This is a genomic window from Rhodococcus sp. F64268 (assembly GCF_023015605.1).
Taxonomy (GTDB): Bacteria; Actinomycetota; Actinomycetes; order Mycobacteriales; family Mycobacteriaceae; genus Rhodococcus.
Genome location: NZ_JALKAI010000002.1, coordinates 25690 through 44157, shown reverse-complemented (window position 1 = coordinate 44157; position 18468 = coordinate 25690). Strand labels below are relative to the sequence as shown.

Below are 18468 nucleotides of genomic sequence, written 5' to 3'. Positions count from 1 at the left end.
GATGACAATCGCCAAGGGGCGCGGAGATCTCGTTCTGATCCGTGGCCGGAAAGTGCTGCGCGCACCACTGAACATGCTCGACCGCGCGGGCGAGCAGATGTCGTTCTACGCACGGGCGGTGGGATGGATTCCCCGCACCGTCACGCACTACCGCAAGGAAGTGCTCCGGCTTCTCGCCGAGGTCACCTTCGGCAGCGGTGCGCTTGCTGTGATCGGCGGGACCATCGGCGTGATCGCGATGATGTCCGGGTTCACCGGCGTCGTCGTGGGTCTGCAGGGCTACGCGGCACTCGAACAGCTGGGGTCGTCGGTACTCACCGGCTTCTTGTCCGCCTACGTCAACACCCGTGAGCTTGCGCCGATCGTGGCGGCCCTCGCGTTGTCCGCCACCGTGGGTTGTGGCTTCACCGCCCAGCTCGGCGCGATGCGGATCAGTGAGGAAATCGACGCCCTCGAAGTGATGGCGGTTCCGTCGGTGCCGTTTCTCGTGACCACCAGGATGATCGCCGGATTCATTGCTGTCATCCCGCTGTACATCGTCGGTCTGCTCGCCGCGTATCTGATGACGAGAGTGATCAGCACCCTGTTCAACGGGCAGTCTCCGGGGTCCTATGACCACTACTTCAATTTGTTCCTGCCGCCGGAGGACGTGCTCTATTCGTTCGCCAAGGTCCTGGTGTTCGCGTTCGTACTGATCCTCATCCACTGCTACTACGGATTCCACGCGAGTGGAGGCCCGGCGGGCGTCGGCGTGGCCGTGGGGCGGGCGGTACGGACCGCAATCGTCACGATCGCGGTTCTCGACTTCTTCCTCAGTCTCGCGATCTGGGGCACGAGCACGACGGTGAGGGTGGCCGGATGAGCGACACTTCGGTCTTGCGGCGGCGCACGCTCGGATTGGTGTTCTTCCTCGTCCTGGCGCTGTTCATCGCAGGCACGATCGCGCTGTACAACAAAACGTTCAAGAAGGTCGTCGAGGTCGAACTCATCACGGACAGCGTCGGCAACGCCCTGCCCAAGAACGCCGACGTCAAAGTGCGCGGTGTGATCGTGGGAGAGGTGCGCTCGACGAGCGCCGAGGGTGATCAGGTCACCGCACACCTCGCGATCGAGCCCGAGAAAGCCGAGCTCATTCCGGCCAACGCGACCGGGCAGCTGCTACCCAAGACCCTCTTCGGGGAGCGCTACATCTCTCTGATGATCCCGGCCGATCCCGGACGTGCGCTGCAGGCAGGTGACGTCCTGGTACAGGACACCAGCGAGAAGACCGCCGAGCTGGGGGAGGTACTCGACGGCCTGCTGCCCCTCCTGCAGGCGATACCCCCGCAGGATCTGGCGAACACACTGGGTGCACTCGCGCAGGGCTTGAGCGGACGCGGCGAGACCCTCGGCCGGACGGTCGACAACCTCGAGCGGATATTCCGAGAGGTCAACGTGGAACTACCTACGCTGCAGGAAGACCTGCGCGGCCTCGCCGATTTCACACAGACCTACTCCGAAGCAGCCCCGGATCTCATCAACGCGCTCGACAACCTCCGGACCACCGGTGCGACGATCGTCGAGGAGCAGAACCAGATCCAGACCCTGCTGGCCACCGCGACCGGCGCGTCCGCATCGACCGCAGATTTCCTCCAGACCAATGCGAACTCCCTGATCAGTATCTCCGCGGATTCGAAGGAAGCATTGCAGTTGCTCGCTCGGTACTCGCCGTCGTTCCAGTGCACGTTCCGGGGCTTCGCCGAAGCCAAGCCCGCCGCGGTGGAACTGCTTGCCGCCGACGACCCGTTCCCTGCCGCGCGCGCGAATATCCAGTTCACCAATCCCAAGGGACGCTACCTGCCGAATCAGGACGAACCGCGCATGCTCGACACCCGTGGTCCGGCCTGCTACGACCAGGTGACGGAGCCGGGTAGACATTTCCCGCAGTATCCCGGCGGCTCGATCAACGACGGTTCCTATCAGGTTCCCTCGCGCAATCCGGGCCCCGCCTCGATCCCGATGTTCCCGGCCCCCGAAGGCTCGGGGGTGCCCGACGACGTGGGCACCATCATCGGACTTTCGGGTTCGGACTCCGCGACCCCGGTCTCGTACGAAGGTTCACGTGCCGAGCAGGACACCCTCGACGTGATCTACGGCCAGGCCACCGGTATCGCACCGCAGGATGTCCCGGCGTGGACGACGCGGCTGGGCGCTCCTGCGCTCCGCGGCGCGGAGGTGAGCTTCCAGTGAGGGGTCTTGCTGCACCGCTGACCAAACTGATCGTGTTCGCCGTGGTCACCATCTTCGCGACCGGTGTCCTCGCGGCCACCATCGCGAGCGTCGGAGGGACCGGAGGAACGAAGTTCCACGCCGTGTTCTCCGACGTCACCTCACTCAACGAGGGCGACGATGTGCGCATCGCCGGTGTGAAGGTCGGGCAGGTGAACGAGATCTCGATCGTGAACGAGCGTGAGGCCCGCGTGACGTTCTCCCTCGATCAACGCGACTGGCTTCCCTCGACATCGACCGCAGCCCTGCGTTTCCGCAATCTGGTCGGCCAGCGATACATCGCGCTGGGACAAGGCGAGGGTGACCAGGGGCAGCGCATGACCGAAGGGGAGACCATTCCCATCGAACGGACGCGGCCTGCCGTCAACCTCACCACGCTGTTCGACGGATTCCGTCCACTGTTCCAGACGCTGAGCGCCGACGACGTCAACAAACTGTCGTTCCAGATCATCCAGGTGTTCCAAGGCGAAACAGGAACCATCGACGATCTCGTGCGCAGCACTGCAAGTCTGACGAACACGATCGCCGACAAGGACGCGGTGATCGGTGCCGTCATCGACAACCTGAACACCGTCCTCACCACGATCGACGAGCGGGACGAACAACTCGACTCGCTCCTGGTGAACACCCAGGCGCTCGTCAGCGGGCTGGCCGCGGACCGCGACACGGTGGGTTCGTCGGTGCAGTCCCTCGCGGGCCTGACCGATGCGGTGGCGGACGTGCTGGAGCCGACGCGCTCGTCGGTCACCCAGTCGATCACCGCTCTGAACGAGCTGACCGGCAACCTCAACGCGAACAGCGGTGAGGTGAACGATGTGCTCGCCAACCTGCCCGTCAAGCTCGAGAAACTCGGCCGTGTCGCCAGCTACGGGTCGTGGTTCCAGTTCTACCTGTGCGGTATCGACATCATCGCCGGGCCCGGTTCGGTGCCGTACCTGAATCTCCCCACGGGGCTACCCACCGTGAACCAGCCCATCTATACGAATGCGGCGCAGCGATGCACGCAGGAGGGGATGCAGGAGTTGCAGGGACGATGAGCAAACGCCGCAGTCCGGCAGCCGCCGGTGCCCTGGGCATCGTCGTGATTCTGCTGGCGACACTGTCCGCATTCTTCCTCGATTCGTTGCCGATCATCGGCGCCGGAGCGACCTACAAGGCCGAGTTCAGCGAGGCAGCAGGACTCAAGCCCACCAACGAGGTGCGCATCGCGGGCGTCAAGGTGGGCACGGTCAGTGCCGTCGAACTCGAAGGGGATCGCGTCGTCGTGTCCTTCCGGGTCCAGGACGCGTGGGTGGGAGACAACACGTCGGCCTCGATCCAGATCAAGACGATCCTGGGGCAGAAGTATCTCGCGTTGAATCCGAGCGGCGCCGAGGTCCTCGACCCGGACGATCGGATTCCGCTCGACCGCACAGTCTCGCCGTACGACGTGATCGAGGCGTTCTCGTCTGCAGCCACGACGCTCGGCGACATCGACTCCGACCAGCTTGCAACGAGTTTCGAGACGCTGGCCGGCGCGTTCTCCGAGACCCCCGACGACATCCGCGCGTCACTCGACGGTGTGAGCAGGCTGTCGGAGACGATCGCGAGCCGCGACAAGGAACTCAAGCGGCTGCTCGAAGCCACGGGCAACGTGTCGCAGATTCTCGCCGACCGGAACACCGAGTTCAATCGTCTGCTCAGCGACGGGGCCCTGCTGATCACCGAACTCAACAACCGTCAGCAGGCGATCTCGCAACTGCTCGCCGGGACCAAGCGGCTCTCGACGGAACTCTCGGCCCTCGTGGTCGAAAACCAGGAACAGATCGGTCCCGCCCTGGAAAACCTGCGTGGCGTCGTTCAGATCCTGCAGGACAACAACGACAACCTCGACAGGGCCATGAAGCTGTATGAGCCGTTCGTGCGCCTGTATTCCAACGTTGTCGGCAACGGGCGCTGGTTCGACCAGGTGGTCGTGAATCTGACGCCGCCCGGTCTGCCCGAGATTCCGGGATACCGCGAGCCGGGTCGCACTCTGGGAGGGGGGAACTGATGGCACACGCAGAAGGCGCCGACTCCCCGAACCGGGCAGGTCGTCGACGCATTGCGTTCGGCGCGCTCGCAGTGGTTGTGGTACTCGTGCTCGCGGGCGCCCTGTGGTGGGTGTTCACCCGCGCTGGAACGACGACGGTCACTGCCTATTTCGACAAGGCCGTCGGCATCTACGAGGGATCCGACGTCCGGGTCCTCGGTGTCGAGGTCGGCAGTGTCACCTCGGTCGAACCTCAGGGCGAGGTCGTCAAGGTCGACATGCGCGTCAATCGTGGGGTGGATATCCCGGCGGACGCCAGGGCAGTGCAGATCACCCCGTCCGTCGTCGCCGATCGCTACGTTCAGCTCACCCCCGCCTACTCCGGCGGTGAGACGATGAGCGACGGCGCCGTCATCGACCGGGAACGAACGGCTACCCCCGTCGAGGTCGATGAGTTGTACGCGAGCATCGACGAACTGGCGCGGGCACTCGGGCCGGAGGGCGCGAACGCCGACGGTGCGCTGACCGAATTCGTCGAGGTCGGTGCCGAGAACCTCGAAGGAAACGGTGCGGCTCTAGGTCAGAGCATCGACGAATTGTCCGCTGCCGCTCGCACACTCGACGAGTCGCGCGGTGACCTCTTCGGGACCATCGAGAACCTCCAGGTCTTCGTCAGTGCGCTCGCAGCCAACGACCAGCAGGTACGGCAGTTCAACACCCAGCTCGCCGACCTCTCCGGCTTCCTCGCCGGGGAACGCCAGAACCTCGGAGAAGCGCTCGAGCAGCTTTCCATGACGCTCGGGGACGTCACGACGTTCGTGCGCGACAACCAGGAGGCGGTCAAAGACAATGTCGACGCGCTGGTTCCTGTGACCGAGAACCTGGCGAACAATCGTCAGTCACTGGTGAACTCCCTGACGCTGCTGCCGCTCGCGGTGAGCAACCTCGTCAATTCGTACGACGCGGAATCGGGGTCGTTGTCCTCGCGCCTCGTCCTACCCGACCTGGAGGATCCGGCAGCAGTCCTCTGCAAGCTCATCGACGTGGGCCAGTTGATGCCCGGCGATCCCGAATTCGAAGCGCTCGGACGGCAGATGCAGCCCGTCATCGACCGCTGCGGCGACATCATGGGACAGATCACCGAGGACACGAGGTCACCGGATCTGATTCTTCCGTTCGGAATCATGAGCGGTGAGAACATCCAGCGGCAGGTCGTCCCGGGCACGGTGCCGGGAGTCGTGTCGCCTCGGCTGGACGTCAGCGGAGAGGGAGGCGGCCTGTGAGGCGCACGGTGGCCCATGGATGGACGAGCCTGCCGCGTGCGACGGTCGTCGGGGTGGGGGCATGTGTCGTCGCGGTGACGGTCTCCGGTTGCGGTGGTATCTACGATGTTCCGCTGCCGGGCGGGGCCGATCTCGGCGACGAGCCGATCCGGGTCAGCATCGAATTCGACGATGTCCTCGACCTGGTGCCCCAGTCGACCGTCAAGGTCGACGGTGTGCCGATGGGTCGCGTCGAGTCGATCGACGTGGCAGGGGAGGGATGGACCGCCGAGGTCGAGATCGTTCTCAACTCGGCAGCCGACCTGCCCGCGAACACGTTCGCCGTCGTCGAACAGAGCAGTCTGCTGGGCGAGAAGTTCGTGCAGCTCGCGCCGCCGTCGAACGAGCCGGCGACGGGCGAACTCGTCGACGGCGCCACCATCCCCCTCGAACGGACACGGCATGCAACCGAGATCGAACCGGTACTCGGAGCACTGTCGCTGTTGCTCAACGGTGGTGGTGTCGGGCAGCTCGCCCCGGTCATCGAAGAGCTGTCGACGGCATTCGACGGTCGGGAAGGCACCACGCGCAGCCTCATCGAGGAAGCCGAAACCCTGATCACCGGACTCGAACAGCAGCGAAACGACATCACCCGTGCGATCGATGGTCTCGATGCGTTGTCCGAGCGGGTCGCAGTGCAGAACGATCAGGTCGCGGCGATTCTCGACGACCTGCCGGTGGCGACCGAGGTGCTCGAACAGCAGCGGCCGGAACTCACGCAACTCCTGGTCCAGCTCGATCGGCTCGGAACGGTCGGGACGGACATCCTCGATCAGTCCAAGGACGATCTCATCGCCGACCTGCTCGCTCTGCGTCCGACGCTTCAGGCTCTCGCTGCGTCGGGCGACGACCTCGTACAGTCCCTGTCGTTCGTCCCGACGGTGCCGTTCCCGGACAGTGTCGAGGACATCATCGTCGGTGGTTCGATGAACCTGTTCCTCATCGTCGACCTGCAGATCGGCGACGCACTCGCCTCGCTCGGTGTGGGGCAGGGCGAGCCGGTCTACCGGCAGCCGAAATTCGGAAACCCGAAGCCGGTCGTCGACCCGTCCAATCCCTACTACAACGGAAACGGGCCGCACGTGGGATGGCCGACAGTGTCCTTGCTGCCGGTACTGCCGGCCCCGACGTTGCCCGACCTCCTGACCCTTCCCGAAGGTGTCGCGCTGCCGGAGGGCGTCGAAATTCCCGGTGTCGGTGAGGCCGGCGGAAACCGCGCGCCCGCACCGGCCCCGCCGCCCAACCCGCTCGAAGGCTTGATGGATCAGCTCGGAATCGGGGGTGGCCGATGAGATCACGACTGGTGAGGATTCAGCTCGTGGCATTCGTCGTCATCGCGCTGCTCGGCGTGGTGTTCGTGGGGGCCCGTTACGTCCGGCTGGACAATCTCATGGGCTTCGGCCAGTACACCGTCAACGCCCGATTCCCCAGTTCGGGCGGTGTATTCAAGAACGCGGAAGTCACCTACCGAGGGGTGCCGGTGGGCCGGGTGGGCAACCTCTCGCTGACCAGCGACGGCATCGACGTCGAACTGAAACTCGACGACGGAGGACCGGACATCCCCGCATCGGCTCAGGCCGTGGTCGCGAACCGATCGGCGATCGGCGAGCAGTACGTCGATCTGCGCCCACCCACGGACGAAGGTCCTTATCTCGTCGACGGTTCGATCATCGAGTCGACTGCCGACGACCTCCCGGTGCCCGTCGAGGACCTGCTTGTGAGCACCAACGAACTGACCCGGTCGGTGCCGACGGATGCACTGCACACGGTGGTCACCGAACTCGGCGACGCGTTCGACGGCCGCGGCGACGAACTGCAGGTGCTCGTCGATTCGCTCGCACGGCTCAGTGACTCGGGCGTCGAATACCTGCCGCAGACGGTCACGTTGATCCGCGACAGCAGGACCGTGCTCGACACCCAGTCCGAGCAGTCGTCTGCAATCGAGCAGTTCAGCTCCGATCTCGACCTGATCACTGCCCAGCTGCGCGACAGCGACCCCGACATCCGGCGGCTCATCGAGACCGGAACCACCGCGAGCGATGAGCTGAACCGCTTGATCGCGGATTCGGGACCGGGCCTGACCGCGGACTTGACCAACCTCGCTGCGCTCGGCGAGACTCTCGCACCTCAGGCCATTGCACTGCAGCCATTGCTCGCATTCCTTCCTGCTGTGGCGGCCAGCGCCGGTACCGTGGCCCCGGGCGACGGTACGGTGAGGCAGGGGATCGTGCTGGAGACGAACAATCCGCCATCGTGCACCCTCGGCTACGAGGGGACGTACGAGATCATCGAGCAGATGCGTGCGGAGAACCCGAACTTCGACGATCACGCACAGGACTTCCCGTTCAACACGGAAGCTTCCTGCGCTGCACCACAGGGCAGTGTGACCGGCGTACGCAGCGCGGACCGGATCGTGTTCGCCGACCCCGCGACCATCCAGCCGTGGGATTTCACGCCGAAGAAGGATCCCGACAAGCTCAATTTGAATCCGGTCGCGACGCAGCTGGCGCCGCTTCTCGGAGTCACCCCGAAGTGAGCAGTGAGTAGGTTAGTGGAGTGAGAGCAAGAACCGTCGCCCTTTCGATAGTGAGCGCGCTGGCGGTGGTCGCCCTCGTGGCCGCCGCGTGGTTCGGATTCGGCTGGGCGAAGGCACTGATCGTCGATCGTTCGGTGGCCGACACGCGCGACGCCGCGCTGACGGGCGCCTTCCAAGCAGCGGTCAACCTCAACAGTGTCGATGCACAGAATGTCGACGCGTCGCTCGACAACATGCGTTCGTCGATCACCGGAGACGCGTTGCTGAACGATCTCGCCGCGACAGAGCAGCAGATCCGCGACCAAGTGGCCGCGACGGGAACCAGCATGTCGGCGGAGGTGCTCTTCGGGTCGTTGACCGAACTGAACACCGACGACGATCAGGCGAAAGCGCTGGTCGTGCTCGCGGTGCGTACGACCACCCCGGAGTACTTCACGGTCAACAAGGTTTCGGTGAACGCCTCGATGGCGAAGGACGGCGACGTCTGGAAAGCGGTAACGATCGAGCCTCTCGGTTCGGTCGGCATGGAGGAGGGCCCTGCTCCGGGTGCACAGCCGGAACCGGAGGGGGCTGCACCGGCAGAATCTGCACCTCCGGAATCCGCACCCGCGGAGCAGGCTCCCGCGCCGGATGGTGCCGCGACACCGTGATCTGCAAGAACGTTTCGACCAGCAGTGACGGCTCGAACGACAGTAGTAGCGAGCCGACGAAGGAGAACGCCTAGTGCCACCGCAGCGACGCAACCCCGGGCCGCCGCGCCGTCGACCCAAGATCGCCGGTGCGTCCCGTCCGAGGACCGAGTCGAGCGCAGGTCCGGTCACCCCCGGCCCAGTTTCTTCGAGTAGCGAATCCGATCGGGTCGAGCCGGTCGACTCGACCGGTGCGGTCACCGACAGATCCGACAGCGCGGCAGGCTCCGGCCAGTCGAACGGCGTCGACGAGAGAGTCGACGAGAGAACCGCGATCGATGCGGTCGATTCCGAAGGGACCCCTGCCCCAACAGACGAGACCCCGGGAGCAGACGAGACCCCGGAAACAGATGAGACACAGTCGCCGGCCGACGACCGGGCGCATCTCCCTCCTGCGCTCGATTCCGGCCCCGGGCTCCCGTCCGGCGACGTGCAACGGCCGAGTTCGAGTTGGATGCCGGTGCTCGTGGTGGCCCTGGTCGCCGTCGTGCTGGGCGTGCTCGTCGTGGTCGCAGCCTTCCGTCCCGGAGCGTCCGACAGCAATGTCGCGTGGGTCGACCAGGCGGAGACGGCTGCGGTGACCGAGGCTGCCGCGCACGCGATCGAGGCGATGCACGGGTACAACTTCGAGACGATCGACGAGGATTTCGCCGAGATACGCGAACTGCTCACAGACGAGCGCCGCGCGGAGTTCGACTCGACCGCCCAGGTCACCAAGGACGCCGCGGTACAGACCCGCACCGTGACGGAGGTGAATGTCGCGCACATCGGCGCACGGATGATCAACGAGGCCCACGCCGAGGTCGCTGCGTACATCAACGTCAGCGCGACCGGCGACGGAGTGGCACAGGGGAGTGCGGCAGCGCCGTTGTTGGTGCGGATGGAGAAGGCGGATGGCCGTTGGCTGGTCTCGGAGATCCGCGATCAGTAGAGGCGTCGAGTTCGGGGCGATCGCGTTGCGGGTGTGACGCCGGAGGCCGATGACTCTTGACGAGAACGACGTGAGACGTCACTCTATCGGTACGCCTGTGCGATACCGACCCCGCAATGTCGCCTCCAGGTTTCTTTGAGGCACCCCCGTGGACATTTCCGTGTGTTCGGTGTAAGTTGGTTCTTTGCGCTGGCTGCCTCCTGTCCACCCCTTGACCTGTGAGCCCGTGAATCGTTCGCCGAGAGCGACTTCATCGGATTCTTCGGCTGGGTTTCAGTTCGGGTTGCGACCAGCCGAAACGCCCCACATGAAGAAGCAGGTACAGCGGCGGTCGCACCGGTTGGAGCGACCCGCGTGAGGTGCTGGAAGGACGCATCTTGGCAGTCTCTAGCCAGACCAAGGCAGTTGCCGGAATCCCCGGAGCCCCGAAGAGGGTTTCGTTCGCGAAAATTCGCGAACCCCTCGAAGTTCCCGGGCTCCTCGATCTACAGACAGATTCCTTCGAATGGTTGATCGGGTCGGAGCGCTGGCGCGCGAAGGCTGCTGATCGTGGTGACGGCAGCGTCGCCGGTGGTCTCGAAGAGATCCTCGCCGAGCTCTCGCCGATCGAGGACTTCTCGGGCTCGATGTCCCTTTCCTTCTCCGATCCACGCTTCGACGAGGTCAAGGCCTCCGTCGAGGAGTGCAAGGACAAGGACATGACGTACGCGGCTCCGCTGTTCGTCACGGCCGAGTTCATCAACAACAACACCGGTGAGATCAAGAGCCAGACGGTCTTCATGGGTGACTTCCCGATGATGACCGACAAGGGCACGTTCATCATCAACGGCACCGAGCGTGTCGTCGTGTCGCAGCTCGTGCGTTCGCCCGGTGTGTACTTCGACAAGTCCGTCGACAAGAGCACCGAGAAGGACCTGCACAGCGTCAAGGTCATCCCCGGTCGCGGTGCATGGCTCGAGTTCGACGTCGACAAGCGCGACACCGTGGGTGTGCGCATCGATCGCAAGCGCCGTCAGCCCGTCACCGTGCTGCTCAAGGCACTCGGCTGGTCCACCGAGCAGATCGTGGAGCGCTTCGGCTTCTCCGAGATCATGATGTCCACGCTCGAGAAGGACAACACCGCAGGCACCGACGAGGCGCTCCTCGACATCTACCGCAAGCTTCGTCCGGGCGAGCCGCCGACGAAGGAGAGCGCACAGACGCTCCTCGAGAATCTGTTCTTCAAGGACAAGCGCTACGACCTGGCGCGTGTGGGCCGTTACAAGATCAACAAGAAGCTGGGTCTGAACACCGGCCAGCCGATCGAGGCGTCGACCCTCACCGAGGAAGACATCGTCGCGACCATCGAGTACCTCGTGCGCCTGCACGCGGGTGAGAACTGGATGACCGCTCCGGGCGGTGTCGAGGTTCCGGTCGAGGTCGACGATATCGATCACTTCGGTAACCGTCGCCTGCGTACCGTCGGCGAACTGATCCAGAACCAGATCCGCGTGGGCCTGTCCCGCATGGAGCGCGTCGTTCGTGAGCGCATGACGACCCAGGACGTCGAGGCGATCACGCCGCAGACCCTGATCAACATCCGTCCTGTCGTGGCCGCGATCAAGGAGTTCTTCGGAACTTCGCAGCTGTCGCAGTTCATGGACCAGAACAACCCGCTGTCGGGCCTGACGCACAAGCGCCGCCTCTCGGCGCTCGGCCCCGGCGGTCTGTCGCGTGAGCGCGCCGGCCTCGAGGTCCGCGACGTCCACCCGTCGCATTACGGCCGCATGTGCCCGATCGAGACCCCTGAAGGCCCGAACATCGGCCTGATCGGTTCGCTGTCGGTGTACGCGCGGGTCAACCCGTTCGGTTTCATCGAGACCCCGTACCGCAGGGTCGTCGACGGTGTCGTCACCGATCAGGTCGACTACCTCACGGCAGACGAAGAGGACCGCTTCCTCATCGCGCAGGCGAACTCGCCGATCAGCGCGGACAATACGTTCGCCGAGGATCGCGTGCTCGTCCGTAAGAAGGGCGCGGAGATCGAGTACGTCGGTGCCGACTCCGTCGAGTACATGGACGTCTCACCGCGGCAGATGGTGTCCGTCGCGACGGCCATGATCCCGTTCCTCGAGCACGACGACGCCAACCGTGCCCTCATGGGCGCGAACATGCAGCGTCAGGCCGTTCCCCTGATCCGCAGCGAGGCCCCGGTCGTCGGTACCGGCATGGAGCTGCGTGCCGCAGTGGACGCCGGCGACGTCATCGTCACCGAGAAACCCGGCGTGGTCGAGGAGGTGTCGGCCGACTTCATCACGGTGATGGCCGACGACGGCACCCGCCGCACCTATCGTCTGCGCAAGTTCGACCGGTCCAACCAGGGCACCTGCTCGAACCAGCGTCCGATCATCGACGAAGGCCAGCGTGTCGAGGCCGGCCAGGTCCTGGCCGACGGGCCCTGCACCGAGAACGGTGAGATGGCGCTGGGCAAGAACCTGCTCCTCGCGATCATGCCGTGGGAAGGCCACAACTACGAGGACGCGATCATTCTGTCGCAGCGCCTCGTGGAAGAGGACGTCCTGACCTCGATCCACATCGAGGAGCACGAGATCGATGCCCGCGACACCAAGCTCGGTGCCGAGGAGATCACCCGCGACATCCCGAACGTCTCGGACGAGGTCCTCGCCGACCTCGACGAGCGCGGCATCGTCCGTATCGGTGCCGAGGTTCGCGACGGCGACATCCTGGTCGGCAAGGTCACCCCGAAGGGCGAGACCGAGCTCACCCCCGAAGAGCGTCTGCTCCGCGCGATCTTCGGTGAGAAGGCGCGCGAGGTCCGCGACACGTCGCTCAAGGTTCCTCACGGCGAGACCGGCAAGGTCATCGGCGTGCGTGTGTTCTCGCGCGAGGACGACGACGACCTGCCTCCGGGTGTCAACGAGCTCGTCCGCGTGTACGTCGCGCAGAAGCGCAAGATCCAGGACGGCGACAAGCTCGCAGGCCGCCACGGCAACAAGGGCGTCATCGGCAAGATCCTCCCGCAGGAGGACATGCCGTTCCTGCCCGACGGCACGCCCATCGACATCATCCTGAACACCCACGGTGTTCCGCGTCGTATGAACATCGGCCAGATCCTCGAGACCCACCTCGGCTGGATCGGCAAGGCCGGTTGGAACGTGCAGATCGCCGACGACGGATCGCGCCCCGACTGGGCACAGAACCTGCCCGAGGAGATGCTCGCCGCCGAGTCCGACTCGAACATCGCAACGCCGGTGTTCGACGGTGCTCGTGAAGAGGAGCTCACGGGTCTGCTGTCGTCGACGCTGCCGAACCGCGACGGTGAGGTCATGGTCGGTCCCGACGGCAAGGCGACGCTGTTCGACGGTCGTTCGGGTGAGCCGTTCCCGTACCCGGTGGCGGTCGGCTACATGTACATCATCAAGCTGCACCACTTGGTCGACGACAAGATCCACGCGCGTTCGACCGGTCCGTACTCGATGATCACGCAGCAGCCGCTCGGCGGTAAGGCGCAGTTCGGTGGTCAGCGCTTCGGTGAGATGGAGTGCTGGGCCATGCAGGCGTACGGCGCCGCATACACGCTGCAGGAGCTGCTCACCATCAAGTCCGACGACGTGGTGGGTCGCGTGAAGGTGTACGAGGCGATCGTCAAGGGCGAGAACATCCCCGAGCCCGGCATCCCCGAGTCGTTCAAGGTGCTCCTCAAGGAACTTCAGTCGCTCTGCCTCAACGTGGAGGTGCTGTCCAGCGACGGCGCTGCCATCGCCATGGCCGACAGCGACGACGAGGACCTGGAGCGGGCAGCAGCCAACCTGGGCATCAACCTTTCCCGCAACGAGTCGGCCACGGTCGACGACCTCGCGAACTAGGAGCCGAACCGATGCGGTACGCCACCGAGCCACACCGGCCGCGTACCGCATCGGGCCCCGGCAGCGATAGCGACAACTAGCAGCAACAAGGCCCGCACAGGGGAAAGGAAGTTACGTGCTCGACGTCAACTTCTTCGATGAACTCCGGATCGGTCTGGCCACCGCGGCCGACATCCGTAATTGGTCGTACGGCGAAGTCAAGAAGCCGGAGACCATCAACTACCGCACGCTCAAGCCCGAGAAGGACGGCCTCTTCTGCGAGAAGATCTTCGGCCCCACCCGGGACTGGGAGTGCTACTGCGGTAAGTACAAGCGCGTCCGCTTCAAGGGCATCATCTGCGAACGCTGTGGCGTCGAGGTGACCCGCGCCAAGGTGCGCCGTGAGCGGATGGGCCACATCGAACTGGCCGCACCCGTGACTCACATCTGGTACTTCAAGGGCGTGCCGAGCCGTCTCGGCTACCTCCTCGACCTCGCTCCGAAGGATCTCGAGAAGATCATCTACTTCGCTGCGTACGTCATCACGTCGGTCGACGACGAGCTCCGTCACAACGAGCTCTCGACGCTCGAGGCCGAGATGGAGGTCGAGAAGAAGGGCGTCGCCGATCAGCGCGACGCCGACCTCGAGGCCCGCGCGCAGAAGCTCGAAGCCGATCTGGCCGAGCTCGAGGCCGAGGGCGCCAAGTCGGATGTCCGTCGCAAGGTCAAGGACGGCGGCGAGCGCGAGATGCGTCAGCTGCGCGACCGTGCCCAGCGTGAGCTCGATCGTCTCGACGAGATCTGGACGACCTTCACGAAGCTCGCTCCCAAGCAGCTCATCGTCGACGAGCTGATCTACCGCGAGCTGCAGGACCGCTACGGCGAGTACTTCACGGGCGCGATGGGTGCAGAGGCCATCCAGAAGCTCATCGAGACCTTCGACATCGACGCCGAAGCCGAGCTGCTGCGCGAGATCATCCGCAGCGGCAAGGGGCAGAAGAAGCTGCGTGCGCTCAAGCGTCTCAAGGTCGTGGCAGCGTTCCAGCAGTCCGGCAACTCGCCGATGGGCATGGTCCTCGACGCTGTTCCGGTGATCCCGCCGGAGCTGCGCCCGATGGTGCAGCTCGACGGTGGTCGCTTCGCGACCTCCGACCTCAACGACCTGTACCGCCGCGTCATCAACCGGAACAACCGCCTCAAGCGACTGATCGACCTCGGCGCTCCCGAGATCATCGTCAACAACGAGAAGCGGATGCTCCAGGAGTCCGTCGACGCGCTGTTCGACAACGGTCGTCGTGGCCGCCCGGTGACGGGTCCGGGCAACCGCCCGCTCAAGTCGCTGTCCGATCTGCTCAAGGGCAAGCAGGGTCGTTTCCGTCAGAACCTGCTCGGTAAGCGCGTCGATTACTCGGGCCGTTCGGTCATCGTCGTCGGTCCGCAGCTCAAGCTGCACCAGTGCGGTCTGCCGAAGCTCATGGCTCTCGAGCTGTTCAAGCCGTTCGTGATGAAGCGCCTCGTGGACCTGAACCACGCGCAGAACATCAAGTCGGCCAAGCGCATGGTCGAGCGTCAGCGTCCCCAGGTGTGGGATGTCCTCGAAGAGGTCATCAATGAGCACCCGGTCCTGCTCAACCGTGCACCTACGCTGCACCGTCTCGGCATCCAGGCGTTCGAGCCGCAGCTCGTCGAGGGTAAGGCCATTCAGCTGCACCCGCTCGTGTGTGAGGCCTTCAACGCCGACTTCGACGGTGACCAGATGGCCGTGCACCTGCCGCTGTCGGCAGAGGCTCAGGCCGAGGCGCGCATCCTGATGCTGTCGTCGAACAACATCCTGTCGCCGGCATCGGGCCGTCCGCTCGCTATGCCCCGTCTGGACATGGTGACGGGTCTGTACCACCTGACACGCCTTGTCGAGGACGGCGTCGGCGCGTACAAGCCTGCATCCGGTGACGAGCCGGAGCAGGGTGTGTACTCGTCGCCGGCCGAGGCCATCATGGCTGTGGACCGGGGCGTGCTCTCGGTGCAGGCCCCCATCCGGGTGCGTCTGTCGCAGCAGCGTCCGCCGCGCGAGATCGAGAACGAACTGTTCCCCGAGGGATGGCGCTACGGCCAGGACTGGCTCGCCGAGACCACTCTCGGTCGCGTGATGTTCAACGAGCTGCTGCCGGTGAACTACGGCTTCGTCAACGACATCATGCCGAAGAAGCGTCAGGCCGGGATCATCAACGATCTCGCCGAGCGCTACCCGATGATCGTTGTCGCACAGACCGTCGACAAGCTCAAGGACGCGGGCTTCTACTGGGCCACGCGTTCGGGCGTGACGATCGCGATGTCGGACGTGCTGGTTCCGCCGGAGAAGAAGGAGATCCTCGAGCGCTACGAGGGTCAGGCCGATTCGATCCAGCGGCAGTACGACCGAGGCAAGCTGTCCGAGGACGAGCGCCGCGATTCGCTCGTGAAGCTGTGGCAGGAAGCGACCGAAGAGGTCGGCCAGGTCATGGAGGCGCATTACCCGGACGACAACCCGATCCCGACGATCGTGAAGTCCGGAGCCGCGGGCAACATGACCCAGATCCGCTCGCTGGCGGGTATGAAAGGCCTGGTGACGAACCCGAAGGGCGAGTTCATTCCTCGTCCGATCAAGTCCTCGTTCCGTGAGGGCCTCACCGTCGCCGAGTACTTCATCAACACGCACGGTGCGCGTAAGGGTCTGGCCGATACCGCTCTGCGTACCGCCGACTCGGGTTACCTGACCCGTCGTCTGGTGGACGTCTCGCAGGACGTCATTGTCCGCGAGGTCGACTGTGGCACGCCGCGTGGTATCGAGATGATCATTGCCGAGCCCGAGCGTGACGCACAGGGCAACGAGACCGGCAGGCTCGTCCGCGATGCTCACATCGAGACGAGCACGTACGCTCGCACGCTGGCGACGGACGCGATCGATGCGGCAGGCAACGTCGTGGTCGAGCGTGGCTCCGACCTCGGCGATCCCGCAATCGAGGCTCTCCTCGAGGCCGGTATCCAGAAGGTCAAGGTCCGCTCGGTCCTGACCTGCGACACCGGCACCGGCGTCTGCGCGACCTGCTACGGCCGTTCGATGGCGACGGGCAAGCTCGTCGACATCGGCGAGGCCGTCGGTATCGTCGCCGCCCAGTCGATCGGTGAGCCCGGTACGCAGCTGACGATGCGTACGTTCCACCAGGGTGGTGTCGGTGAGGACATCACGGGTGGTCTGCCCCGTGTCCAGGAGCTGTTCGAAGCCCGTATCCCCAAGGGCAAGGCTCCGATCGCCGACGTCTCCGGACGTATCCGCCTCGAGGACGACGATCGTTTCTACAAGATCACGATCGTCCCCGACGACGGTGGCGAAGAGGTCGTCTACGACAAGCTGTCGAAGCGTCAGCGTCTGCACGTGATCCGCAAGGCCGACGGCACCGAGGGCGTCCTCGGTGACGGCGACCATGTGGACGTCGGTCAGCAGCTCCTCGAAGGTGCTGCCGATCCGCACGAGGTGCTGCGCGTGATGGGTCCCCGCCAGGTTCAGATCCACTTGGTCCACGAGGTCCAGGAGGTCTACCGGAGCCAGGGTGTGTCGATCCACGACAAGCACATCGAGACCATCGTGCGTCAGATGCTGCGTCGCGTGACGATCATCGATTCGGGCGCGACGGAGTTCCTGCCCGGCTCGCTCGTCGAGCGCAGCGAGTTCGAGGCCGCGAACCGTCGTGTGGTCCAGGAAGGTGGCGAGCCGGCTGCCGGTCGCCCCGTTCTCATGGGCATCACGAAGGCGTCGCTCGCCACCGACTCGTGGCTGTCGGCGGCGTCCTTCCAGGAGACCACTCGCGTGCTGACCGACGCGGCGATCAACTGCCGCTCGGACAAGCTGATCGGTCTCAAGGAGAACGTGATCATCGGCAAGCTGATCCCCGCCGGTACCGGCATCAACAAGTACCGGAACATCCAGGTTCAGCCGACCGAGGAGGCTCGTGCCGCCGCATACGCCATCCCGGCGTACGACGACCAGTACTACTCACCGGACGGTTTCGGCCAGAACACCGGTGCTGCAGTGCCTCTGGATGACTACGGTTACTCCAACGACTACCGGTAGTTCGCTGCCGTAGTCACAAAGGTCCCGCCCTCTCTCTTCAGGGCGGGACCTTTGTGGTTTCCGGGATATGTCCGTAGGGAGCGTCGCTCAGCGTGCGGTATCGATGTGCCGCTCAGCGTGCAGTATCGATGTGCCGCTCAGCGTGCAGTGCCGATGTGCCGCTCAGCGTGCGATGTGAAAGTCCGTCAGCTCGGCGCGGCCCGGCTCGAGGTCGTCCCAGCTGCCTCGAACGGTGAGTACCGCGAGCGCTGAGGTCGGAAACTTCTCGGAGAGCTGCTGGGCGATGTCGCTGCTGTGGTCTGTGGCCAGGCTCAGAGCCGTCTCGGACAATGACGGCTCGTGCCCGACCACGAGCAAGGTGTGAATTTCCGGGTCCATCGAGCGGATCTCCGCGACAACGGCCTCGGGAGTGGCCCCGTAGAGCGCCGCGCGATAGTCGACGGGTGCGTCGATCGTCGCTTCGGCGAGGGTTTTACGCGTGCGTGTCGCGTCGGAGCACAGCACCGCGTCGATCTCAGGCAGGTTGGCTCGAATCCATCGACCGGCGAGACCTGCTTCTCGGCGGCCGCGTGGAGAGAGGGGGCGTTCGTGATCGTCCACGTCGTCCGGGTACGCGGACTTCCCGTGGCGAAGCAAGATCAGAGTGCGGGGCATCATCGCTCCACCGTAGGGGCTGCGTGCCCGAACCGGAACGGCGACGTCGGGCTTTCGACGTCGATCCGGCGGATCGGCCTTGCGGCGGGTGCGGATGCGAGACT

General features: G+C 64.8%; 12 protein-coding genes. 11 read left to right on the top strand and 1 reads right to left on the bottom strand.

Features of this window, described 5'->3' with window-relative positions; genetic code table 11:
• The first annotated feature begins 1 nt into the window (after position 1).
• The 11 genes from MWU77_RS04545 to MWU77_RS04495 all read left to right on the top strand — a co-directional run bounded on the left by MWU77_RS04545 (position 2) and on the right by MWU77_RS04495 (position 17710).
• Entirely contained in the window at positions 2-862 is an 861-nt protein-coding gene (locus MWU77_RS04545) for an ABC transporter permease (RefSeq protein ID WP_169689993.1), read from the top strand.
• On the top strand, positions 859-2229 hold the full coding sequence (locus MWU77_RS04540; RefSeq protein WP_169689992.1) for an MCE family protein: 1371 nt from the start codon (positions 859-861) through the stop codon (positions 2227-2229). The genes MWU77_RS04545 and MWU77_RS04540 overlap by 4 nt, the downstream gene beginning before the upstream one ends.
• Positions 2226-3305, top strand: coding sequence for an MCE family protein (locus MWU77_RS04535; protein ID WP_169689991.1), 1080 nt, complete (start codon positions 2226-2228; stop codon positions 3303-3305). Before MWU77_RS04540 ends, MWU77_RS04535 begins: the two co-directional genes overlap by 4 nt.
• Positions 3302-4300 carry an MCE family protein gene (locus MWU77_RS04530; RefSeq protein WP_169689990.1) on the top strand — a complete coding sequence of 333 codons (999 nt, stop codon included), beginning with the start codon at positions 3302-3304 and terminating at the stop codon, positions 4298-4300. Before MWU77_RS04535 ends, MWU77_RS04530 begins: the two co-directional genes overlap by 4 nt.
• Complete coding sequence (locus MWU77_RS04525; RefSeq protein WP_169689989.1) at positions 4300-5562, top strand: MCE family protein; 1263 nt, start codon at positions 4300-4302, stop codon at positions 5560-5562. Before MWU77_RS04530 ends, MWU77_RS04525 begins: the two co-directional genes overlap by 1 nt.
• A 29-nt stretch (positions 5563-5591) precedes the next feature.
• Positions 5592-6893, top strand: coding sequence for an MCE family protein (locus MWU77_RS04520; protein ID WP_169690126.1), 1302 nt, complete (start codon positions 5592-5594; stop codon positions 6891-6893).
• On the top strand, positions 6890-8137 hold the full coding sequence (locus tag MWU77_RS04515) for an MCE family protein (RefSeq protein WP_169689988.1): 1248 nt from the start codon (positions 6890-6892) through the stop codon (positions 8135-8137). The genes MWU77_RS04520 and MWU77_RS04515 overlap by 4 nt, the downstream gene beginning before the upstream one ends.
• Positions 8138-8184: 47 nt before the next feature.
• On the top strand, positions 8185-8787 hold the full coding sequence (locus MWU77_RS04510) for a hypothetical protein (RefSeq protein WP_247273416.1): 603 nt from the start codon (positions 8185-8187) through the stop codon (positions 8785-8787).
• Between the two features lie 73 nt (positions 8788-8860).
• Positions 8861-9757 (top strand): hypothetical protein, encoded by an 897-nt coding sequence (locus MWU77_RS04505; RefSeq protein ID WP_247273072.1) that lies wholly within the window; start codon positions 8861-8863, stop codon positions 9755-9757.
• 359 nt (positions 9758-10116) lie between these two features.
• A complete protein-coding gene (gene rpoB / locus MWU77_RS04500; protein WP_169689986.1) occupies positions 10117-13623 on the top strand; it encodes a DNA-directed RNA polymerase subunit beta in 3507 nt (1168 codons plus the stop codon).
• 115 nt (positions 13624-13738) lie between these two features.
• Positions 13739-17710 carry a DNA-directed RNA polymerase subunit beta' gene (locus MWU77_RS04495; protein WP_247273071.1) on the top strand — a complete coding sequence of 1324 codons (3972 nt, stop codon included), beginning with the start codon at positions 13739-13741 and terminating at the stop codon, positions 17708-17710.
• Positions 17711-17872: 162 nt separating this feature from the next.
• On the opposite strand, the gene MWU77_RS04490 is transcribed toward MWU77_RS04495, so the two are convergent.
• A complete protein-coding gene (locus tag MWU77_RS04490) occupies positions 17873-18364 on the bottom strand; it encodes a histidine phosphatase family protein (protein WP_169690124.1) in 492 nt (163 codons plus the stop codon).
• Positions 18365-18468 lie beyond the last annotated feature (104 nt).